This is a genomic window from Verrucosispora sp. WMMA2044 (assembly GCF_027497155.1).
Lineage (GTDB): Bacteria > Actinomycetota > Actinomycetes > Mycobacteriales > Micromonosporaceae > Micromonospora > Micromonospora palythoicola.
The window spans coordinates 3,193,905-3,215,041 of sequence record NZ_CP114913.1; the positions used below are offsets into that span (position 1 = coordinate 3,193,905).

Annotated in this window: 20 protein-coding genes; 4 read left to right on the forward strand and 16 right to left on the reverse strand. The window is 72.0% G+C overall.

Going from position 1 to position 21,137, the window contains the following annotated elements:
* Positions 1–62 precede the first annotated feature (62 nt).
* Positions 63–908, forward strand: a complete 846-nt coding sequence (locus tag O3597_RS14490; RefSeq protein ID WP_281601469.1) for a universal stress protein — start codon at positions 63–65, stop codon at positions 906–908.
* A gap of 46 nt (positions 909–954) precedes the next feature.
* On the opposite strand, the gene O3597_RS14495 is transcribed toward O3597_RS14490, so the two are convergent.
* The 5 genes from O3597_RS14495 to O3597_RS14515 all read right to left on the reverse strand — a co-directional run bounded on the left by O3597_RS14495 (position 955) and on the right by O3597_RS14515 (position 5,129).
* Complete coding sequence (locus O3597_RS14495; protein ID WP_164445128.1) at positions 955–1,578, reverse strand: FMN reductase; 624 nt, start codon at positions 1,576–1,578, stop codon at positions 955–957.
* The gene (locus O3597_RS14500; RefSeq protein WP_164445129.1) at positions 1,575–2,714 is read right to left on the reverse strand and encodes an LLM class flavin-dependent oxidoreductase; all 1,140 of its coding nucleotides are present in this window, start codon (positions 2,712–2,714) and stop codon (positions 1,575–1,577) included. The genes O3597_RS14495 and O3597_RS14500 overlap by 4 nt, the downstream gene beginning before the upstream one ends.
* 158 nt (positions 2,715–2,872) lie before the next feature.
* The gene (locus O3597_RS14505; protein WP_281601470.1) at positions 2,873–3,478 is read right to left on the reverse strand and encodes a DNA-3-methyladenine glycosylase; all 606 of its coding nucleotides are present in this window, start codon (positions 3,476–3,478) and stop codon (positions 2,873–2,875) included.
* Between the two features lie 101 nt (positions 3,479–3,579).
* Positions 3,580–4,272 (reverse strand): response regulator transcription factor, encoded by a 693-nt coding sequence (locus O3597_RS14510; RefSeq protein ID WP_281601471.1) that lies wholly within the window; start codon positions 4,270–4,272, stop codon positions 3,580–3,582.
* Positions 4,269–5,129, reverse strand: coding sequence for a histidine kinase (locus O3597_RS14515; protein WP_281601472.1), 861 nt, complete (start codon positions 5,127–5,129; stop codon positions 4,269–4,271). Before O3597_RS14515 ends, O3597_RS14510 begins: the two co-directional genes overlap by 4 nt.
* 124 nt (positions 5,130–5,253) lie before the next feature.
* Between O3597_RS14515 and O3597_RS14520 the strand changes: the two genes are divergently transcribed.
* The 3 genes from O3597_RS14520 to O3597_RS14530 are packed head-to-tail and all read left to right on the forward strand — an operon-like array spanning position 5,254 to position 7,474.
* Positions 5,254–5,973: an ATP-binding cassette domain-containing protein gene (locus O3597_RS14520; protein WP_235944344.1), complete on the forward strand. Its 720-nt coding sequence runs from the start codon at positions 5,254–5,256 to the stop codon at positions 5,971–5,973.
* Positions 5,970–6,755, forward strand: a complete 786-nt coding sequence (locus O3597_RS14525; RefSeq protein ID WP_164445132.1) for an ABC transporter permease — start codon at positions 5,970–5,972, stop codon at positions 6,753–6,755. The genes O3597_RS14520 and O3597_RS14525 overlap by 4 nt, the downstream gene beginning before the upstream one ends.
* Positions 6,752–7,474: a hypothetical protein gene (locus O3597_RS14530; protein ID WP_281601473.1), complete on the forward strand. Its 723-nt coding sequence runs from the start codon at positions 6,752–6,754 to the stop codon at positions 7,472–7,474. The genes O3597_RS14525 and O3597_RS14530 overlap by 4 nt, the downstream gene beginning before the upstream one ends.
* A 147-nt stretch (positions 7,475–7,621) precedes the next feature.
* On the opposite strand, the gene argH is transcribed toward O3597_RS14530, so the two are convergent.
* The 11 genes from argH to pheT form a co-directional block, all read right to left on the reverse strand.
* Entirely contained in the window at positions 7,622–9,085 is a 1,464-nt protein-coding gene (gene argH, locus O3597_RS14535) for an argininosuccinate lyase (RefSeq protein ID WP_281604541.1), read from the reverse strand.
* Positions 9,086–9,143: 58 nt separating this feature from the next.
* Positions 9,144–9,656, reverse strand: a complete 513-nt coding sequence (locus O3597_RS14540; RefSeq protein WP_164445134.1) for an arginine repressor — start codon at positions 9,654–9,656, stop codon at positions 9,144–9,146.
* Between the two features lie 114 nt (positions 9,657–9,770).
* Complete coding sequence (gene argF, locus O3597_RS14545; protein ID WP_164445135.1) at positions 9,771–10,697, reverse strand: ornithine carbamoyltransferase; 927 nt, start codon at positions 10,695–10,697, stop codon at positions 9,771–9,773.
* The gene (locus O3597_RS14550) at positions 10,694–11,980 is read right to left on the reverse strand and encodes an acetylornithine transaminase (RefSeq protein ID WP_281601474.1); all 1,287 of its coding nucleotides are present in this window, start codon (positions 11,978–11,980) and stop codon (positions 10,694–10,696) included. Before O3597_RS14550 ends, argF begins: the two co-directional genes overlap by 4 nt.
* A complete protein-coding gene (gene argB, locus O3597_RS14555; protein ID WP_164445137.1) occupies positions 11,977–12,864 on the reverse strand; it encodes an acetylglutamate kinase in 888 nt (295 codons plus the stop codon). The genes O3597_RS14550 and argB overlap by 4 nt, the downstream gene beginning before the upstream one ends.
* Before the next feature lie 173 nt (positions 12,865–13,037).
* On the reverse strand, positions 13,038–14,207 hold the full coding sequence (argJ, locus tag O3597_RS14560) for a bifunctional glutamate N-acetyltransferase/amino-acid acetyltransferase ArgJ (protein WP_281601475.1): 1,170 nt from the start codon (positions 14,205–14,207) through the stop codon (positions 13,038–13,040).
* The gene (gene argC / locus O3597_RS14565; RefSeq protein WP_281601476.1) at positions 14,204–15,205 is read right to left on the reverse strand and encodes an N-acetyl-gamma-glutamyl-phosphate reductase; all 1,002 of its coding nucleotides are present in this window, start codon (positions 15,203–15,205) and stop codon (positions 14,204–14,206) included. Before argC ends, argJ begins: the two co-directional genes overlap by 4 nt.
* Positions 15,206–15,311: 106 nt before the next feature.
* Positions 15,312–16,337: an NAD-dependent epimerase/dehydratase family protein gene (locus O3597_RS14570; protein ID WP_164445140.1), complete on the reverse strand. Its 1,026-nt coding sequence runs from the start codon at positions 16,335–16,337 to the stop codon at positions 15,312–15,314.
* 8 nt (positions 16,338–16,345) lie between these two features.
* Complete coding sequence (locus O3597_RS14575) at positions 16,346–17,125, reverse strand: glycosyltransferase family 2 protein (protein ID WP_281601477.1); 780 nt, start codon at positions 17,123–17,125, stop codon at positions 16,346–16,348.
* Positions 17,125–18,327, reverse strand: a complete 1,203-nt coding sequence (locus tag O3597_RS14580; protein ID WP_164445142.1) for a nucleotide sugar dehydrogenase — start codon at positions 18,325–18,327, stop codon at positions 17,125–17,127. The genes O3597_RS14575 and O3597_RS14580 overlap by 1 nt, the downstream gene beginning before the upstream one ends.
* A 230-nt stretch (positions 18,328–18,557) precedes the next feature.
* Positions 18,558–21,134: a phenylalanine--tRNA ligase subunit beta gene (gene pheT, locus O3597_RS14585; RefSeq protein WP_281601478.1), complete on the reverse strand. Its 2,577-nt coding sequence runs from the start codon at positions 21,132–21,134 to the stop codon at positions 18,558–18,560.
* Positions 21,135–21,137: the final 3 nt, after the last annotated feature.

Sequence of the window (21,137 nt, forward strand, 5' to 3'; positions counted from 1 at the left end):
TGGTGTGTCGACGCGTGCCGGCGGCGGGACGCGTCGACAATGAACCCTGACCGACCCATGGAGTGACGATGACCCGACCTGTCGTGGTGGGGGTGGACGGATCACCGCCGAGCCTGGTGGCCGCGGAGCACGCGGCACAGGCGGCGGTGTGGCGTTCCCGCCCGCTGCACCTGGTACACGGATACCTGCACCCGCTCGGCTACGGCGTGCCGATCAACCCGTACGAGGTGGGTGTGCCGGCGGCGTCGGAGGACGGCCGCAAGATGCTCGAACAGACCGCCGCCGAGCTGGTCGACCGGTGGCCGGGGCTGACGGTCGAGGTGCGTCAGGTGGCCGGCGGACCGGGTGCGACGCTTGTCGAGGAGTCCCGCCGGGCGGAGTTGGTGGTGGTGGGCAGCCGGGGCCTGGGCGGCTTCGCCGGGCTGCTGCTCGGCTCGGTCGGCACCCAGGTCGCCGCGCACGGGCACTGCCCGGTGCTGGTGATCCGCCCGCCCGACCGTCCGCTGCCCACCGAGGGGCCGGTGCTGGTCGGTGTGGACGGTTCGGAGTCGGCCGAACTCGCCGTCGGTTACGGCGCCGAAGAGGCCGGCCGGCGCGGCGGAACGCTGGTGCTGGTGCACGTCGCCGACGACGGCGACGACGCCGGGGAGGCCGCGGCCCTGCTCGCCACCGCCGGTGCGGCGGCGCGCGGAAGTCGCCCGGGACTGACCGTGCAGGAGCGGTTGATCGTCGCGCCCAAGGCGGACCAGGCGTTGATCGAGGCGACCGGGGACGCGGCGCTCGTGGTGGCCGGATCCCGCGGTCGGGGTGGCTTCGCCGGGCTGCTGCTCGGCTCGGTCAGCCAGACGCTCGTGCACCACGCCCGTTGCCCGGTGCTCATCGCCCACCCGTACCAGCCGGAGCAGTGACCACCGCCGGCCGGCCCGCCGACGAATGGCGGCCCGGCCGGCGGGATCAGCCGTCGCGGCCGTGGAGCAGTTGGTCGAAGCTCGTGGTCAGGGCGAACGGGTCGGCGGGTCCGCTGGACGGGGCGCTGCGCCGTACCAGTTCGGCGAGTTCCCTACCGGCGCGCTCGATCCGGGCGCGCAGCGCACCGTCGACGGTCCCGCCGGACCAGTCCTCCGGTGCGGCGAAGACCGCGGTCGGTGCCACCACCGCCCGCAGGTAGGTGAACATCGGACGCAGCGCGTGCTCCAGCGCCAGGGAGTGCCGTGCGGTGCCGCCGGTCGCGCCGAGCAGGACGGCACGGCCGCCGAGCGCGTCGGCGTCGACCAGGTCGAAGAACGACTTGAACAGCCCGTTGTACGAGGCGTTGAAGATCGGACTGACGGCGATCAGCCCATCGGCGCCGGTGACCTCGTCCAGCACCTGCCGCAACGGTTCCGCCGGAAAGCCGGTGAGCAGGTGGTTGACGATGTCGTGGGCGTGTTCGCGCAGCTCGACCGGGCGCAGCTCGACCTGCTCGCCGTGCCGGACCAGCTCGTCGCGGGTGGCCGCGGCGAGCTGGTCGGCGAGCAGCCGGGTCGACGAGGGCTGGCTGAGACCGGCCGAGACCACGGCGAGGGTACGCACGGTCATCGGGCGGCCTCCGGTGCCCGGCCGGTGACGTCGTCGACGGCGTGGACGGTGCTGTCGCTGCCACCACCGGCGGCGGCCAGCAGCGAGGCGTGGGTCGGCGCCAGCGGCACGTGCGCCGGCCGCAGCGACTCGAACTCCTTGCGCAGCACCGGCACGACCTCCTCGCCGAGGAGATCCAACTGTTCGAGGACGGTCTTCAACGGCAGCCCGGCGTGGTCGACGAGGAACAACTGCCGCTGGTAGTCACCAACGTAGTCGCGGAAACCGAGCGTACGGTCGATGACCTGCTGCGGGCTGCCCACGGTCAGCGGGGTCTGGGCGGTGAACTCCTCGAGCGAGGGGCCGTGACCGTAGACCGGCGCGTTGTCGAAGTAGGGGCGGAACTCACGCACCGCGTCCTGGGAGTTGCGGCGCATGAACACCTGGCCACCGAGACCAACGATCGCCTGGTCGGCGGAGCCGTGGCCGTAGTGCTCGAAGCGCTGCCGGTACAGACCGACCATCCGCCGGGTGTGCTCGGCGGGCCAGAAGATGTGGTTGGCGAAGAAGCCGTCGCCGTAGTACGCGGCCTGCTCGGCGATCTCCGGGCTGCGGATGGAGCCGTGCCACACGAACGGTGGTACGCCGTCGAGCGGGCGCGGCGTCGAGGTGAACGACTGCAACGGAGTGCGGAACCGACCCTTCCAGTCGACCACGTCCTCGCGCCACAACCGGCGCAGCAGGTCGTAGTTCTCGATGGCGAGCGGGATGCCGTTGCGGATGTCCTGCCCGAACCAGGGGTAGACCGGACCGGTGTTGCCCCGGCCCATCATCAGGTCGACCCGACCGTCGGCGAGGTGCTGCAGCATCGCGTAGTCCTCGGCGATCTTCACCGGGTCGTTGGTGGTGATCAGCGTGGTCGCGGTCGACAGCAGCAGCCGCTCGGTGCGGGCGGCGATCCAGCCCAGCATGGTGGTGGGCGACGAGGGCACGAACGGCGGGTTGTGGTGCTCGCCCGTGGCGAAGACGTCGAGGCCGACCTCCTCGGCCTTCAGCGCGATGGTGACCATCGCCTTGATCCGCTCGGCCTCGGTGGGCTCCCGGCCGTTCGTCGGGTCGACCGTGACGTCGCCGACGGTGAAGACTCCGAACTGCATGACCGCTCCCTCGTGTCGTCCGACCCGGGCGGTGGTGCCCGACGCCCCCGACAACATATTTGACGAGTCAACTATTCCGCGAGCCCGCCGCACACCAGTGTCCCCCGTCACGTCCGTCCCATCCCCGAGCCCGAGCGCCGACGGCCGCGGGGCGGCCCTCAGGCTCGTCGCCGTGGCACGTGCCGCCGGTACGGACTGACCGTGGGGTCGCCGGTGATCCAGAAGCGCCAGGGCACGTCGTGCGCGGCGGCCACGCCGACCCGCGGACCGGCCGAGACGGCCGACGCCCCCACCGGGCGGGCCGGTGGCGTCAGCAGTAACGGCCCGGTCCCGTCGACCATGCAGGTGCCGTTCGCCGACGCCTCGACGCCGAGCGCGACCACCAGCCGGGCCGGCCCCCGGGCCAGGTCCCGGTCGGCCACCTCACCGCGCCGCTTGCGGGCCAGGTCCACACCCTCGACCACCTCACCGGCGCGCAGCAGGACCGCCGCCGCCTCCCCCGCGCCGCCGCAGACGACGTTGAGGCACCAGTGCATGCCGAAGACGAAGTAGGTGTACGCGTGCCCCGCCGGGCCGAACATCACCGTGGTGCGGGGCGTCGGTCCGCGATGCGCGTGCGAGGCGGGATCCACACCGGTGCCGGCGTACGCCTCGACCTCAGTCAGCCGGATCCGGACCCCGTTCGCCGCCACCTCCCAGCCAAGCAACGCTCGTGCGGTCTCGGCGACGTGTGCGGCGGGAGCGCGCAGCCAGGAATGGTCCACGGATCCAGGTAACCCGGCCCGGGACCCAACCGGCAAGCCGCGCTCCGATGCCGATCCGACCGGGCCACAGCCGCCGACACCCGGCAGGCAGAACGCGAGGATCACGCGGAGGATCGAGGTGCGACGAGATCGTTCTCGTAGGCGGCGATGACGAGCTGGGCTCGATCACGGGCGTCGAGCTTGGCGAGCAGGTTGCCGACGTGCGTCTTGACGGTCTTGACCGAGATGGTAAGTGTCCGGGCGATCTCGTCGTTGGACAGGCCGCGGGCCACGAGAGACAGCACCTCGGTCTCGCGGCCGGTCAGCCTGTCGATCTTACGGACCTCGGGCGGGCCGGGCCGGTCGAGGTAATGCGCGACGAAGCGGGTGAGAATGCTGGGCGCGAAGAGGGACTCGCCCGCGTGGGTCCGTCGGATCGCGTCGACGAGTTGGTCCGGGTGGGCGTCCTTGAGCAGGAAGCCGTGCGCCCCGGCGCGCAGCGCGGCGGCCACGTACTCGTCGAGGGCGAACATGCTGAGCACGAGGATCCTGGTACCGCTCAGGTCGGTGGCGGCGGCGATGCGTCCGGTCGCTTCGATGCCGTCGCCGTCGGGCATCCGGATGTCCATCAGGACGACGTCGGGGCGGCGTTCCCGGGTGAGCGACACGGTCTCGTGTCCGGTGGCGGCCTGACCGACGACGGTGAGGCCCGGGGTACCGTCGATGAGCAGGGCGAGGCTGTGCCGCAGGAGCGGCTGGTCGTCCGCGACGAGCACCCGGATGCTTGTGGGTGGGCCTCCTGGATCAGTTGTCATCCGGACCGCCGAGCCGGCAGGCGCGCCGTGAGCTGAAAGCCCGGCCCGGCCGGGCCGGCACGCAGGGCGCCATCGAGCATGCTCACCCGCTCGCGCAGCCCGTCCAGGCCGTGGCCGGCCCCGGGGCGGGGTCGCCAGCCCGGGCGGGGACCGGCGTCCCGTACCTCCACCACGATCGCGTCGCCGTCGCGATCCACGGTGACGTGCACGCAGGTCGGCCCGGCGTGCCGGGCCGTGTTGCTCAGGCCCTCGCGGACGATCGCGCACACGGCGAGCTGGACGCCCGGTGGCACCTCGCCGACCTTCCGCACCTCGACGGTGGCGGCGAGCCCGGCGGCGGTCGTGGACCGCACGATCTCCGGTAGTGCGTCGAGTGTGTCGGGCGGCCGCAAGGGAGCGGGCTCGGCGCCAGGTGCGCGGAGCACGTCGAGCATCCGCCGCAGTTCGGCCGTGGTCTCCCGACCGACCTGTTCGATGTCGGACAGGGCGTTCGCCCGTTCGGCCTCACCGGCTGGCCCGGTCACCCGAGCGGCCGTGGCGGCACGCACGGTGACCAGGCCCAGGCCGTGCGAGACGAGATCGTGAAGCTCACGGGCGATGCGCAACCGTTCCGCCGCCGCGGCCCGCTCAGCCGCCCATGCGGTCAGCCGGTCCTCGTACACCCGCCGTTGCTGACGAGCGCCGATCAGCGCCCAGAGCAACGCTGCGACGGCGGTCGTGGTGATCAGCGTCAGCAGGAGTGTCCCGGCCGGCCCCACGGTGCCCGCCGTCATCAGGCAGAGGAGCAGAGCCACCGGCACCGATACGGCGACGGCGGACAGCCACGGCCGCCATGTCGGTCGCCCGTCAGGTGCCATCTCGCGAGTCTAGGAACCCGGGCCGTGACCTGACATCGGACCTGGGTCGGAGCGACCTGAGGTGGGCGGGCTGGCGGAAGTCCCGGCTCTGGCCCGATGACGCGGACCGGCACGCTGAGCTGACATGGTGCTCATGCTGTCAGTCGAGCGTCTGGTCAAGCGGCGCGGCTCCCGCGAGATCCTCACCGATGTCACCTTCCGGGCCGCACCGGGCCGGGTGACAGGTCTGCTGGGGCCCAACGGTGCGGGCAAGTCATCCACCCTGCGCATCCTGTTGGGCCTAGACCGCGCGGATGCCGGCACGGCCCTGGTCGACGGCCAACCGTACCGGCGCCTGCGCCAGCCGTTACGCACCGTCGGGTCGATGCTGGAGGGCTCCGGCGCACACCGCTCCCGTACCGCGCGCAACCACCTCACCTGGATGGCGCGCAGCAACGGCATCCCGATCCGACGGGTGGCCGAGGTGCTCGATCAGGTCGGGCTCGGTGCCGCCGGAGGAACCAGGGTCGGCCGGTTCTCGCTCGGCATGTGCCAGCGGCTCGGGCTGGCCGCCGCGCTGCTCGGCGAACCTCGTGCACTCGTGCTCGACGAGCCGGTGAACGGGCTCGATCCCGAGGGCATCCGCTGGATCCGCGTTCTGCTGCGCGGGCACGCGGACGCCGGTGGCACCGTGCTGCTCTCCAGCCACCTGATGAGGGAGGTGGACGAGATCGCCGACGACCTGGTCGTCATCGCCCACGGCCGGGTTGTCGCCGCCGGTCCGATCCGCGAGGTCACGGCCGGCTACCCGACCCTGGAGGACGCCTTCTTCGCCCTCACCGGGCCGACGGCAGGTGGGCGATGACCTTCTTCGACACGGTCGCCGCCGAGATTCGAAAGACGGCGACGCTGCCGGCGACCGCTGTCGCGCTGGCCGTCACGGTGCTCGGTCCGGTCGCGATCACTCTGATCAACGCCGTCGGTGTCCGCGCCGCGCTGCGCAGCGGACGGCCCGAGCTGACGGCCTACACCTCGCCTGCCGAGGCGGTCTTCTCCGCGGTGCCGATCGGCACGGTCGGCGCGGTGGTCCTCGGCGTCGTCGCCGTTGGCGGCGAATACACCGCGAACAGTGCCAGGATCGGCGGCGGTCGGCAGATCACCACGACCCTCACCGCCATCCCCAACCGCCTCGCCGTGCTGGCCGCCAAGGCCGTCACCGTCGTCCTGCTGGTCGCGGTCGCGGCTCTGGTGGTGATTCCCGCCTCGTTGGCGCTGGCTGGCGGGATAGTTGGCACCGATGCTCCGCCGGCCCCGGGAGGGGTGCTGTCCCGCTCTGTCGGTGCCGGGATCTACTGGCTGCTCACGGCGTTGATCGCCCTCGCGGTCACGGTCTTCACCCGCAACGGGATCGTCCCGATCATCGTGCTCGTGGTGAACAGCACGCTCGTCTCGGTCTCCGTGCTGCTGTCACACCTCACCCCGCTCGCCAGGTTCCTGCCCGATCTCGCGGGCATGAGCATGTTCGCCGGTGACCTGTTGGCGTTCGACGACGCGCTCGCCCCGGTCACCGGCGGCCTGGTCATGGCCACCTGGACGGCAGCGCTGCTCGCGCTGGCCAGTGCAGTTTTCCTGCGGCGGGACGCGTGATCCGCTCCTGCGCCCGTGCCACCGTCGCCGAGTTGGCCAAGCTGTCCGGCCTGCCGGCGGCGCTGGCGGCGGTCTTCGGCACGATCGGCACAGCCGTCGCCATCACCGGGGCGTTGGCCGCCTCACCGGTCGGGGCGAACGAGCCGGTCGCAGTCGTCCTCCAGGCGGTGCCGTACCTCCAGGCCGGCACCATCACGCTCGGCGTCCTCGCGGTCGGGACCGAGTACGCCGATGGGCAGCTCCACACCACCCTGCGGTGCGTGCCGGACCGCCTGGTCGTACCGGCTGCCAAGGCCCTCGCCTACCTGGCCTGGGCTGCCGGAACCGCCGTCGCGGCGCTCGCCGTCGGGCTGCTCACGGCCCGAATCGCGCTGGCCACGCGGGACGTCCCGGTGGTCACCGACGGTCTTCCGTGGAACGTCGTCGGCGCGGCGGCCTACCTCGCGCTCATCGGGTTGCTGGGGTTCGCTCTTGCCGCACTCCTGCGGGCCGTCGTTTCCGCTCTCGTCGTCACGCTCAGCCTGGTGCTGGTCGTTTCGCCGGTGCTGGACGCCGTCACCCCGCACGCTCGTTACCTGCCGGATCGCGCGGGTGGCCTGCTCTACCTTCCCGACCAGGCACAGGTCCTGACGCCCGCCACCGGCCTGCTCGTTCTGCTCGGTTGGGTTGTTGTCCTCGCGAGCGGGGCGCTGGCTGCCTTCCGACGCCGAGACGCCTGAGTCCGCCTTCATCCTCACCCTGATTTGTGGAGAGGCACCTGAACCGAGCGCGTCGAGGCGGCAGATTCGGGGAAACTGTCCTCTCAGGATGCCTGGAGGCGACAGTTTCCCCGAAACTGCGCGGAAGAGACCGCGAAGGGGTGCGGGTCAGCGGGGGACGACCTGCTCGGCGGACCATTCGCGCCAGGTGGTGAGCTGGTCGGCGGCGGTGGCTAGTTGGTCGGCGACCGGACCAGGGCCGGTGGAGCCGGGGGTGATCCGGGCCGCGAGGGCCGAGCGGACCGACAGCACGTCGCGTACGGCCGGGTCGAGGTGTTCGCTGACCGTGGCCAGGTCGGCGTCGGAAACCTCGTCGAGGGCGCAGTCCCGGGCCGCGCAGAGCGCCACCAGCTTGCCGGTGATCTCGTGCGCGTCGCGGAACGGCACACCCTTGCGGACCAGCCAGTCGGCCACCTCGGTGGCCAGGGAGAAGCCCACCGGCGCGGCGGCGACCAGGCGGTCGACGCGTACCGTCATCGTGGAGATCATCCCGGCGAGCGCCGGCAGCAGCAGTTCCAGGGTGTCGACCGCGTCGAAGGCCGGCTCCTTGTCCTCCTGCATGTCCCGGTCGTACGTCATCGGTAGGCCCTTGAGCATGGTCAGCACCGCGACCAGCCCGCCGACCAGCCGACCCGACTTGCCCCGGGCCAGCTCGGCGATGTCCGCGTTCTTCTTCTGCGGCATGATCGACGAGCCGGTGGCGAAGGCGTCGTCCAGCTCCACCCAGCCGAACTCCTGCGACGTCCAGAGCACCACCTCCTCACCGAGGCGGGACAGGTGCACCCCGATCATCGCGGTGACGAAGAGGAACTCGGCGACGAAGTCCCGGTCGGCCACGGCGTCCATCGAGTTGGCGAAGGACGTCCGGAACCCCAGCTCCTTCGAGACCGCCCCCGGGTCCAGCGGCAGCCCCGAACCGGCGAGCGCGCCCGCGCCGAGCGGACTGACCGCCGTCCGGTGGTCCCAGTCGCGGAGCCGCTCCAGGTCCCGCAGCAACGGCTGCACGTGGGCGAGCAGCCAGTGGCCGAAGGTGACCGGCTGGGCGTGCTGCAGGTGCGTCATGCCGGGCGCGGCGGTGTCCACGTGCCGACCGGCCTGCTCGACCAACGCCTCGGCCAGCTCCACCAGCCGCGCGGCCACCCCCCGGGCGTGGTCGCGCAGATAGAGCCGCAGGTCGGTGGCTACCTGGTCGTTGCGGGACCGGCCGGCGCGCAGCTTGCCGCCGAGACTGCCGAGCCGTTCCAGCAGGCCACGCTCCAGGGCGGTGTGCACGTCCTCGTCGTCGACGGTGGGACGGAACGCGCCCGAGGCGCAGGCGGCCTCCAGGTCGTCGAGGGCGGCGAGGATGCGGCCCAGTTCCTCCGGGTCGAGCAGGCCGGCACCGGCCAGCACCCGGGCGTGCGCCCGGGAACCAGCGATGTCGTACGGGGCCAGCCGCCAGTCGAACTGCACGCTCACCGACAGGCGGGCCAGCGCCTCCGACGGGCCACCGGCGAACCGACCTCCCCACAGGCTCGTCCGGTTGGCCGCTGCGCTGTTCTCGGTCAAGCTCTTGTCGTCCACCCGGTCAATTGTGGTCCCCACGATCAGCCTTCCCCCAACCGGACACCCGCGTCCGGCACGACCTCGGTCATGGCGTACTCCCTTCGGCACTGTCGTCCCGGCGGGCCCAGCTGGCGAGCCGTTCACCGAGCGCGGCGCCACCGTCGGCGGCACGTGCCACGACGAAAATGGTGTCGTCGCCGGCGATGGTGCCGACGACCTCCGACAGGCCCGCCCGATCCAACGCGCTGGCCAGGTAGTGGGCGGCCCCCGGCGGAGTACGCAGGACCGCGATGTTGCCGCTGGAATCGACCTCGTTGAGCAGCTCACGCAGCAGCCGCACCAGCCGGGCCGGTGCCGCCTCGGCGTCGCGCAGCGGCCGGTGACCATCCTCGGGAATCACGTAGACGGCCCGGCCGTCACCGCCCCGCGCGGTGACCGCGCCGAGTTCCTTCAGGTCCCGCGAGAGGGTGGCCTGGGTGACCTGGACGCCCTCCGCGCCGAGCAACTCGGCCAACTCGGTCTGCGAACGGACCGCCCGGTCGCGGATCAGCTCGACGATGCGGGCGTGGCGGGCGCCCCGGGTCAGCGGTGCGGTCACCGGGCCCACCTTTCGTTCCCGACTGCGGGACTCCGCTGCGCTGCGTTCCTCACGGTCACCGGGCCCACCTTTCGTACCCGACTGCGGGACTCCGCTGCGCTGCGTTCCTCACGGTCACCGTGACTCCTGCAGCAGGAAGGTCAGCAGCGCCTTCTGGGCGTGCAACCGGTTCTCCGCCTGGTCGAAGACGGCACTGCGCGGGCCGTCGAGCACCTCGTCGGTGATCTCCTCGCCGCGGTGCGCCGGCAGGCAGTGCAGCACGATGGCCTCCGGCGCGGCGTGCCCGAGCAGTGCCTTGTTCACCTGGTACGCCAGGAACGGGGTGCTGCGGTCCATGCCGTCAGCCTCCTGTCCCATCGAGGTCCAGGTGTCGGTGGCCACCACGTCGGCGTCGCGGACGGCGGCGACCGGGTCGGTGAGCACCCGGACCGAACCGCCGGTGCCGGCGGCGATCGCCTCGGCACGGGCCACCACGTCCGCGTGCGGGTGGAAACCCACCGGGCCGGCGACCCGCACGTGCATGCCGGCGGTCGCGCCGGCCAGCAGGTACGAGTGGGACATGTTGTTCGCCGCGTCCCCCACGTAGGCGAGCGTCCGCCCCACGGTGCCGCCGCACCATTCCCGGATGGTGAGCAGGTCGGCGAGCAGTTGACACGGGTGGAACCCGTCGGTCAGCGCGTTGACCACCGGCACGGTGGCTCCGGCGGCGACCTCCGCGATCCGGTCGTCGCCATGGGTACGCAGCACGATCGCGGCCACGTAGCGGGACAGCACCCGGCCGGCGTCGCCGAGCGACTCACCCCGGCCGAAGTGGGTGACCTGGGTGTCCACCACCAGCGGGTGACCACCCAGTTCGGCGATGCCGGCGTCGAAGGAGATCCGGGTGCGCAGGCTCTGCTTGTCGAACAGCACCGCCACCGAGCGCGGCCCGGCCAACGACGCGAACGCGAACCGGTCGGCCTTCATCCGGCCGGCAAGGTCCAGCACCGCGGACTGCTCGGCCGGCGACAGGTCGTCGTCACGCAGGAAATGCCGGATCACGCGGAAGCCTCCCTCGGTGCCACCGGGCTGGTCGAGAGCCCGGTCGGCGCACGCCCCTCGGCGGGAGCGACCGGGATCGCACCGCCGGACGGCGCGACCGGGGCAACCCGATCCGGAGCACTGGACGCCGCCAGGGCGGCCGGCAGCGCCGCCAGGAAGGCGTCGACCTGAGCGGCGGTGAGGATCAACGGCGGGGCCAGCCGGATCACGTCGGGCTGGATCGGATTGACCAGGAAGCCGGCCTCGCGCAGCGCCCCGGCGAGCGCGGCGGACACCGGTGCGGTCAGGGTGACGCCGAGCAGCAGCCCCGCACCGCGCACGCCGGCCACCAGCGGATGACCCAGCGCCTCGATACCCCGACGCAGCCGCTCACCGAGCCGCTTGACGTGGTCGAGCAACCCCTCACTGGCGATCGTGGAGATGACGGCCAGAGCGGCGGCGCAACTGACCGGGTTGCCGCCGAAGGTGCTGCCATGCGAACCGGGACCGAGCAGGTCGGCGGCCGGGCCGAAGGCGAGCGTCGCGCCGATGGGCAACCCGCCACCGAGCCCCTTGGCCAGGGTCACCACATCCGGTTCGACGCCGTCGGCCTGATGGGCGAACCAGTGCCCGGTCCGGCCGACGCCCGTCTGCACCTCGTCGAGCACCAGCAGGGCACCGTGCCGGGCGGTGATCCGGCGAGCCGCGGCGAGGTAGCCGGCCGGCGGGACGACCACACCGTTCTCGCCCTGGATCGGCTCCAGGATCACCATGGCCGTGGCGTCGCTCACCGCCGCGGCCAGGGCGGCCACGTCACCGTACGGGACATGGGTCACCTCGCCCGGCAGCGGCCGGAACGGGTCGGCCTTGGCCGGTTGACCGGTCAGGGCGAGGGCGCCCATCGTACGGCCGTGGAAGCCGCCGACGGTGGCCACCACCCCGGTGCGGCCGGTGCACCGGGAGAGCTTGAACGCCGCCTCGTTGGCCTCGGCTCCGGAGTTGGCGAAGAACACCCGACCCGGCCGGCCGGCGAGGGCCAGCAGCAGTTCGGCAAGCGCCACCGGCGGTTCGCAGACGTACAGGTTGGAGACGTGGCCGAGCGTGGCGACCTGCTTCGACACGGCCGCCACCACCGCCGGGTGCGCGTGCCCGAGGGAGTTGACGGCGATGCCGCCGAGCAGGTCGACGTACTCCCGGCCGGCCTCGTCGACCACGACGGCGCCGGAACCCGACACCAGCGCCAGCGGCGGCGTGCCGTAGTTGTCCATCATCGCCTGCCGCCACCGGCTGACCAGGGCACTCATGAGGGAATCACCATCGTTCCGAAGCCTTCCGGGGTGAACACTTCCAGCAGGGTGGAGTGGGCGACCCGACCGTCCACGACGTGTGCGGCCGGCACTCCTGCGTTGACGGCCCGCAGGCACGCCTCCATCTTCGGCACCATGCCCGACTCCAGCGACGGCAGCAGCTTCGCCAACTCGTCGGTGTTGATCTCACTGAGCAGGCTGGACGTGTCCGGCCAGTCGGCGTACAGGCCGGGCACGTCGGTGAGCACGACCAGCTTGCGCGCCCGCAGGGCGACCGCGAGTGCGGCGGCGGCGGTGTCGGCGTTCAGATTGTGCAACACCCCGTCCGCGTCCGGCGCCACCGTGGAGATCACCGGAATCCGGCCGGCCGCGATCAGGTCGTCCACCGCCGAGACGTCCACCGACTCGACGTCGCCGACCTGACCCACGTCGACCGGCTGCCCGTCGACGTACGCGGACCGCCGCACCGCCCGGAACAGCCCGGCATCCTCACCGGACAGACCGACCGCGAACGGACCGTGCGCGTTGATCAACCCGACCAGTTCGCGGCCCACCTGCCCGAACAGCACCATCCGGACCACGTCCATCGCCTCCGGGGTGGTCACCCGCAGGCCGCCCCGGAACTCGCTGGCGATACCCAGCCTCTTGAGCATGGCCGAGATCTGCGGTCCGCCGCCGTGCACCACCACCGGCTTGAGGCCGACGTAGCGCAGGAACACCATGTCGGCGGCGAAGGCCCGCCGCAACTCCGGGTCGCTCATGGCGCTGCCGCCGTACTTGATCACGACGGTGGCACCGGACAGGCGGGCCAGCCAGGGCAGCGCCTCGATCAGCGTGGCCGCCTTGGCCTGGGCAAGGGCCAGATCGGAGCTCAGATTCACCGGATCCGCCTTCCGTTCGCGACTGCGGGACTCCGCTGCGCTGCATTCCTCGCGCTCACCGGGCCAGCCTTCCGTTCGCGACTGCGGGACTCCGCTGCGCTGCATTCCTCGCGCTCACCGGGCCAGCCTTCCGTTCGCGACTGCGGGACTCCGCTGCGCTGCATTCCTCGCGCTCACGTTGAGTAGGCCGAGTTCTCGTGCACGTAGGCGTGCGACAGGTCGTTCGTCCACACCGTCGCCTCTGCCGCACCGGCGTGCAGGTCGATCCGGATGGTGACGTCCCGGCCCGAGAGATCGACCTTCGAGCGGTCCTCGGCGGCTGCGCCGGACCGACAGACCCAGATGCCGTTGACCGCCACGTCGACGGCGTCCGGCTCGAAGGCGGCGGCGGTCGTGCCGACGGCGGCGAGGATCCGGCCCCAGTTCGGGTCGTTGCCGAACAGCGCGGTCTTGACCAGGTTGTTGCGGGCCACCGACCGGCCCACCTCGACCGCGTCGTCCTCGTCGGCGGCACCGACCACCTCGATGGCGATCTCCTTGGTGGCGCCCTCGGCATCGGCGAGCAGTTGCCGGGCCAGGTCGTGGCAGGCGGCGGTGACCGCCGAGGCCAGCTCCGCCTCGCTCGGCGCGACACCCGAGGCACCACTGGCCAGCAGCAGCACCGTGTCGTTCGTCGACATGCAGCCGTCGGAATCGACCCGGTCGAAGGTGACCCGGGTGGCCGACCGCAGCGCGGCGTCGAGTGTCTCCGGCCCGGCCACCGCGTCGGTGGTGAGGACGCAGAGCATGGTGGCCATGGCCGGGGCCAGCATGCCGGCACCCTTGGCCATGCCGCCGACGGTCCAGCCGGCACCGGCGACGACGGTGGTCTTGGGCCGGGTGTCCGTCGTCATGATCGCCTCGGCGGCAGCGGCGCCGCCGTTGTCACCCAGGCTCTCGACAGCGGCGGCGACCCCGGGCAGAAGCCGGTCCATGGGCAGCCGCTCGCCGATCAGGCCGGTGGAGCAGACGGCCACCTCACCGGCACCGATCTGGTAGGCGCTGGCCGAGGTCAACGCGGCGGCGGTGTGCTCTGCGGTGGCATGGGTGTCCTGGAAGCCGGCCGGACCGGTGCAGGCGTTCGCACCACCGGAATTGAGCACCACCGCCCGCACGATGCCGCCCCTGACGACCTGCTCGGTCCAGAGCACCGGCGCGGCCTTGATCCGGTTGGCGGTGAAGACACCGGCGACTCCGGCGTCGGGGCCGTCGTTGACCACCAGCGCGACGTCAGGTGCGCCGCCGGTCTTGAGGCCGGCGGCAACGCCGGCCGCCCGGAATCCCTCGGGAGTGGTCACGGTCATGGCGCGGTCCCCCACACGGACAGGCCCGTGGTTTCGGGCAGACCGAACATCAGATTGGCGTTCTGCACCGCCTGGCCCGCAGCACCCTTGCCGAGGTTGTCCAGCGCGGCGACCACGATCAGCCGGCCGGAGTCGACATCGACGCCGGCCTGCAGGTGGCAGGAGTTGCCGCCCACCGTGGCGGCGGTGTGCGGCCACCGTCCCTCGGGCAGCAGGTGCACGAACGGTTCGTCCGCGTACGCCCGCGCCAGCACCGCGCGCGGGTCGGCCTGGCCGGTCGGCAGCGCGGTGACCGTGGCCAGGATGCCGCGCGGCATGGGCGCCAGCACCGGAGTGAACGACAGCCCGGTCGCCCCGGTGGCCTGCTTGATCTCGGGTACGTGCTGGTGTGCGCCCACCTTGTAGGGCGACAGGTCGCCCATCACCTCACTGGCCAGCAGGTGAGCCTTGGCGACCCGGCCCGCGCCCGACGTGCCGGACGCGGCGACGACCACCACGTCGTCGGGTCGGGCGGCACCGGCCGCGATCAGCGGCGCCAGCGCCAGGGTGATCGCCGCCGCGTAGCAGCCGGTGTTGGCCACCCGTTCGGCGGCGACGATCCGCGCCCGCTGGCCGGGCAGCTCGGGCAGGCCGTAGGTCCACGCACCCGCGTGCGGGCCACCGTAGTAACGGGCCCAGGCGTCGGCGTCGGCGAGCCGGTGGTCGGCGCCGAGATCGACGATCCGGACCCCGGCGGGCAGTCGCGCCGCCAGGGCGGCGGACTCACCGTGCGGCAGGGCGAGGAAGACCAGATCGGCCTCGGCCAGCACCTCCGGCGTGGTCCCGCCGAGGGTCATCTCCAGCCCGGTCAGCTGCGGGTGGACGGCGTCGAGTGGTTGCCCGGCCTGGCTGTGCGCGGTCGCGGCGACCAGGTCGAACTCGGGGTGCCCGGCGAGCAGACGGAGCAGTTCACCACCGGCGTACCCGCTCGCCCCGGCGACCGCAGCCCGAATCCCCATACCCACCTCCGCATGAATATGCAGAGAAGGTTAGCAGGAGCACACCTCAGACTGCAAGTTCATACAGGAAGCCGTATGGTAATGAACCACGATGGGTGCCGGTGTGCTAGAGGCGGCCCTCGGCGACCGCGTCGGTCACCCAGGGGATGACCTCGTCGAGCATCTCATCCAGGGACGTGGTGGCGGTGAAGCCGAGCACCTCGTGGGCCTTCGTGGTGTCCGGCACCCGCTTCTGTACGTCATGCTGGAAGGGTTCGTCGCTGACGTACCGGAACGGCACGTCCGGTCCCTTGATCTTGCGCCAGATCAGCTCGGCCAACTCCAGCACGGTGGTCGACTCGGCGGTGGAGAGGTTGAAGTCCTCGTTGGCCGCCGCCGGATGCTCGATGGCCAGCGCGATGCCCCGGGCCAGGTCCCCGCCGTAGGTGTAGTGCCGCACCTGGTCGCCCTCACCGAGGATGTGCAGCGGATCCTGCCCCTTGACGATCTTCTGCACCAGGTCGGGCACCACGTGCGACATGGCCAGCTTGACGTTGCCGGAGAGCACCTCGGCCTGGCCCAGCGCCCGCCCCTCCCCCACGCCGACGCAGTTGAACGGCCGCACGATCGTGTAGGGCAACCGGTACTGGTCCCAGGCGGCGCGGGCGTAGTACTCCACGGCCAGCTTCTGGAAGCCGTACGAGGACAGCGGCGGCGGAATGCGTCGCTCGTCGCCCTCCCGGCTGGGCCAGTGCTCGGTGGACTCGAACACCATCGAGGAGGAGAGGTAGGTGACCTTGGACAGCCGACCGTCTCGGTGGGCTCGGATCGCCGCGTCACAGGTCGCCGCCATGATCCGCTCGTTGGTGGCGAGCAGGTCGTAGGCGTAGGCGTGGAAGTAGGAGATCCCGCCGATCATCGCCGCCCCGGCGACCAGGTGGTCGCAGCCGTCGAGCAGCCCGGTCAGCAGATCGGTGTCGCGGGCGTCCCCCTCCACGAACCGGAACCGGGGGTTTCCCTCGTGGCTCTGGGCGACCGGACCGTACTTCGAGAAGTTGTCGACACCCACCACCTCGTGGCCGCGGTCGAGCAACTCCGCGACGAGATAGCCGCCGATGAAGCCGGCCGAACCAGTTACCAGGATCTTCGCCACGGACGCTCCTATGCCGTCTTCTCGTACTCGGTGCCACGCGGAGCCGGCACGGTCGCCGTCCGCACCCGGGCGGTCAACTTCTCCCGGCTCAGCCGTCGACCGTAGGCGAACAGGTACCAGCGCAGGTAGCCGGGGAGGAAGCGGCCCAGGTCGAAGTGGGACTCGCCGAGCGGACGGTCCAACCAGATGGTCGGAATCTCCGCCACCGGCAGGCGCAGCCGGGTGGCCTTCGCGGTCAGTTCCAGCCCGATCTCGAAGCCGGTCCGCGACTCGATGCCGACCTCCCGGACGAACGCCGTGTCGTACGCCTTGAAGCTGTTGGTGGCGTCGCGGGTGCCGGCCCGGGCGAAGGTGTAAAGGCTTCGTCCCGCCCAGCGGGACATCATCCGCTTGAGCCTCGGCCCGCCGACCTGCTGACCACCCGGCATGTACCGGGAGGCCGCGGCGACCACCACCCCCCGGTCCACCAACCGGGCCAACTCGTCGATCTGGCGGGGATCGTCACACCCGTCGGCCATGGTCACCACCGCGACCGGTGCCAGGGCCGCGTCGATGCCGAACCGGATCGCGTTGGCCGGGCCCCGGCCGTAGGTGTTGAGCACCGCCCGGACCCTCGGGTCGGTACGCGCGATCCGTTCGACGTACGGGACCGTGGTGTCCTCGGGCATGTCGTGCACGATCAGCACCTCGGCGGGCAGCATCAGTTCCCGCAGCATCCGCTCCAGGCAGCGGATGATCGCCTCGCCCTCGTTGTAGACCGGCACGATCACCGAGACCCGGGGATTCATCACACCCGTACCCCCTGCCCGGTCAGACCCCACATGTCGATAACCGGTTTGTCGGTGTCCAGGCGGGCGTACTGCTCGTGCGGTGCGGCGATGACCAGCAGGTCGGCCCGGCGCAACACCTCGTCCAGGTCGACGAAGCGGTCGTCGGCCACGTACGGGTCGGTGCAGAGCGTCTCCCGGGTCTTCAACGCCAGGATCTTGCGCAGCTTGTACGCCAGGCTCTCCCGGGGGTCGTCGCTGCCGCCCTTGAAGGCCATGCCGAGGATGCCCACCGTCGAGGTGGCCAGGTCGAACCGGTCCTCCAGGCGGGACACCAGATACAGCGGCAACCCCTCGTTGATCAGCATCGCCGAGTGGCCGAGCACGAAGTTGTTCCGGTTGAACGCGGCCAGTTGCATGGTGTCCTTGAACAGGCACGGCCCGGCGGCGAAACCGGGCATCGGCAGATCGGCCGCACGCGGGTAGTCGTACGCCACCGCGTGCCGGATCCGGGCGAAGTCCAGCCCGAAGTCGTTCGCCATCATCCAGAACTGGTTCGCGGTGGCGAACTTGATGTACCGCCAGGTGTTGGTGAACAGCTTCGCCAGCTCGGCCTCCTCGGGTTCGAGCGGGACGATCTGGTCGGTCAGGTGCCGGAACAGCTTCTCCGCCCGCGCCAGCGCCTCCGGGGTCCGCGCGGCGACGATCTGCGGCAGCGTGAACAGCTCGGTCATCGCCCGGCCCTCGGCGATCCGTTCCGGGCAGAACGCCACGTCCGCGCGCAGACCCTTGCCGGCCAGCAACTTCTCGGTCAGCGCGGTGACCCCGGGGTAGACGGTGCTGCGCAGCACGATCAGCTGGCCGTCGCGCAGATGTTCGGCGCAGCGCTCCAACGCGCGGGGCACGGCACCGAGATCCGGGTTGAGGTGCTCGTCGACCGGCGTGCCGACCACGACGACCAGGTGGTCCGAGATCCCGACGGCGGCGGGGTCGGTGGTGGCGCGCAGCCGGCCGGCCGCCACCGCCTCGGCCAGCGGATCGGCCGCGCCGGGCTCGGCGAAGGGCAGGGTGGCCGCGTTGACGCCCGCGACGGCCTCGGCGTTGATGTCGTACAGCACGACGGACAGCCCGCGGGCGGCGAAGGCGATACCCAGCGGCAGGCCCACCCGGCCACAACCACCGACGATGCAGACGTCGACCGAGGTGGGCGGATCATCGGACATGAGGGGGCTCCCGTGGGGGTGGCGGGTGTGATCCCAGGGTCGTCGGGATACAGCAGGCTAACCCCTCAGACGTGACTCGCGGGTAACCAAACAGCCATCGGTGTTGACCTTTCGGTCGATCACACACCAAGCCCCTTGCCGCCGTCACCGATCGCACACGCTCCCACTCCCGGAGTGAGCAAGGGCCCCTTCCCCGCACGAGGCGCAGGGAAGGGGCCCTTGCCCACCGGTCAGGCGCCGCGGAGGGTGGCGCCGCAGCGTTCGGCGGCGCGGGCGACGGCGGCGTCGCGGGCGGCCACCGCCTCCTCGACCGTCAACGTGCGGTCCGGCGCTCGGAAGGTCAGCTTGTAGGCCAGCGACTTGCGTCCGGCACCGAGCTGCTCCGAGGCGTAGACGTCGAACAGGCTGACCGACTCCAGCAGCTCGCCGGCACCCTCGACGAGTGCCTGGCGAACCTGCGCCGCCGGTACCGACTCGGCCACCACCAGCGCCACGTCGATCAGCGCCGGCGGGTAGCCGGAGACAGCGGGCGCGGCCGTCACCGCAGGTGCCGGCAGAGCGTCCAGGTCCAGCTCCATGGCGCAGGTCCGCCTCGGCAGTTCGAGCGTCGCTACGACCTGCGGGTGCAGCTCACCGGCGTGGCCGACGACCGCGCCGTCGACCAGCAGCTCCGCGCAGCGGCCCGGGTGCCAGGGGGCGTACTCGGCCGAGCGCACCTCGACGCGCTGGTCGGGTATCCCGGCGGCGGTGAGCACCGCGCGGCCCGCCTCGACGGCGTCCGCCCAGCCGGCCGCCCGCCCGCCGCCCCACCAGCCGGCCGGCTCGACCTCGCCGGTCAGCACGACGGCGACGTGCCGGGGCTGGCACGGCACCACCGCGTCGGCGGCGGCGAACTCCGCGTCGGTGGGACGGCGGTCGACGCCCATCTCCGGCGGGCTGCCGGCGTCCACCCGGGGCTGGAAGACCGTGCCGATCTCGTAGAGGGACAGGTCCCGCAGGCCCCGGCCGAGGTTGCGCCGGACGATACCGAGCAGCGGACCGAGCAGCGTGGTGCGCAGCAGCGGCTCCTCCTCCGACAGCGGGTTGGCCAGCCGCACCGCCCGGCGACGCGGGTCGTCGGCGGCCAGGCCGAGCTGGTCGGCCAGCTCCGTGGCGACGAACGGGTGCGCCAGCACCTCGACGTAGCCGCGCTCGGCCAGGGAACGGGACACCGCCCGGTGACGTCGCTGCTGCCAGGTCAGGCCCCGGCCGGGCGGCGCGGTCGGCAGCACCGACGGCACCTTGTCGTACCCGTCGAGGCGGACCACCTCCTCGACCAGATCCGCCGGATCGGTCAGGTCGGGCCGCCAGGTCGGCGGGGTGACGCTCAGCGCCTCACCGTCTCCGGCGGCCACCGCCACCGAACCCGGTTCCTCGGCCAGCCGGTCGGTGCCGCGCGCCACGGTGCAGCCGACCTGCTCCAGCAGCGCGACCACCCGGGCCGGCGGGTAGTCCACACCAACCCGCCGGCTGGGCAGGTCGGCCGGCAGGATGACCGGGGTACGCGGCCGGACGTGGTTGAGGTCCAGCACCTCCTCGCTGGCGGCGCCGCCCGCGTACGAGGTGAGCAGCCCGACCGCCCGGTCCAGCGCGACCAGCGGCAGCGCCGGGTCGACCCCACGCTCCCAACGCTTCGCCGCCTCGCTGAACAGCTTGTGCCGCCGCGCGGTGCGGCCCACCATCGCCGGGTCCCAGTGCGCGGCCTCGAAGAGCACGTTGACGGTGCCCGGCAGCACCTCGCTGGTCTCGCCGCCCATCACGGCGGCGAGTGAGATCGGCATGCCGTCACCCTCGGCGGCGACCGGGTTCGGCAGCCCGGCGTCGCAGATGACCATGTCCTCGGGGGCGAGGGCGCGGGTCACCCCGTCGAGCGTGGTCAGTTTCTCCCCCGGCACCGCCCGGCGCACCACGAGCGGGCCGGCGATCCGGTCGGCGTCGAAGGCGTGCATCGGCTGGCCGAGTTCGAGCATCACGTAGTTGGTGATGTCCACCGGCAACGAGATGCTGCGGACGCCGGCGATGGTCAGCCGCTGCCGCATCCAGTCCGGGGTCTGCGCCGCCGGGTCGACGCCGCGCACCAGCCGGGCCGCGAACCGGTCGCAGCCGACCGGGTCGCGCACCTCGACCGGGTACGCCGGCACGGCCGTGCCGGGCGTCGCGGGCATCCGGCCCCGGTCGGAGTAGTCGAGGCCGAGGGCGTGCGCCAGTTCGCGGGCGAGCCCACGCAGCGACATCTGGTAGCCCCGGTCCGGGGTGATCTCCACCTCGACGATGACGTCGTCGAGGCCGACCACCGGCCGAGCGTCGTCGCCGGGCTCCGCCACCACGTGCTCGGGCAGCACCAGGATGCCGGAGTGGTCGTCGCCCAGGCCCAGTTCCCGGGCCGAGCAGATCATGCCGTTGGAGTTGCGCCCGTACGTGCGGCGGGCACCGATGGCGAAGCCACCCGGCAGCACCCCGCCGGGCAGGATCACCACGACCCGGTCACCCGGGGCGAAGTTGCGGGCACCGCAGACGATCTCCTGCGGCTCGCCGGTGCCGTTGGCGGCGCCCACGTTCACCAGGCAGAACCGGATCGGCTTCTTGAAGCCGGTCAGCTCCTCGATCTCCAGGACCTCGCCGACCACCAGTTGCCCGGTGACCGTGCCGGACAGGTCCACGATGGACTCGACCTCGATGCCGAGGTCGACCAGGGCCCGCTCCAGCTCGTCGACGGGCAGGTCGGGTACGTCGACGTACTCCCGCAGCCAACTGAGAGAAACTCGCATGAT

Coding starts and splice junctions, on each gene's coding strand:
- O3597_RS14495 (WP_164445128.1), bottom strand. CDS start 1,578: ATGACCGTGCGTACCCTCGCCGTGGTCTCGGCCGGTCTCAGCCAGCCC.
- O3597_RS14500 (WP_164445129.1), bottom strand. CDS start 2,714: ATGCAGTTCGGAGTCTTCACCGTCGGCGACGTCACGGTCGACCCGACG.
- O3597_RS14510 (WP_281601471.1), bottom strand. CDS start 4,272: ATGACAACTGATCCAGGAGGCCCACCCACAAGCATCCGGGTGCTCGTC.
- O3597_RS14515 (WP_281601472.1), bottom strand. CDS start 5,129: ATGGCACCTGACGGGCGACCGACATGGCGGCCGTGGCTGTCCGCCGTC.
- O3597_RS14520 (WP_235944344.1), top strand. CDS start 5,254: ATGGTGCTCATGCTGTCAGTCGAGCGTCTGGTCAAGCGGCGCGGCTCC.
- O3597_RS14525 (WP_164445132.1), top strand. CDS start 5,970: ATGACCTTCTTCGACACGGTCGCCGCCGAGATTCGAAAGACGGCGACG.
- O3597_RS14550 (WP_281601474.1), bottom strand. CDS start 11,980: ATGAGTGCCCTGGTCAGCCGGTGGCGGCAGGCGATGATGGACAACTAC.
- argJ (WP_281601475.1), bottom strand. CDS start 14,207: ATGACCGTGACCACTCCCGAGGGATTCCGGGCGGCCGGCGTTGCCGCC.
- argC (WP_281601476.1), bottom strand. CDS start 15,205: ATGGGGATTCGGGCTGCGGTCGCCGGGGCGAGCGGGTACGCCGGTGGT.
- O3597_RS14575 (WP_281601477.1), bottom strand. CDS start 17,125: ATGAATCCCCGGGTCTCGGTGATCGTGCCGGTCTACAACGAGGGCGAG.
- O3597_RS14580 (WP_164445142.1), bottom strand. CDS start 18,327: ATGTCCGATGATCCGCCCACCTCGGTCGACGTCTGCATCGTCGGTGGT.
- pheT (WP_281601478.1), bottom strand. CDS start 21,134: ATGCGAGTTTCTCTCAGTTGGCTGCGGGAGTACGTCGACGTACCCGAC.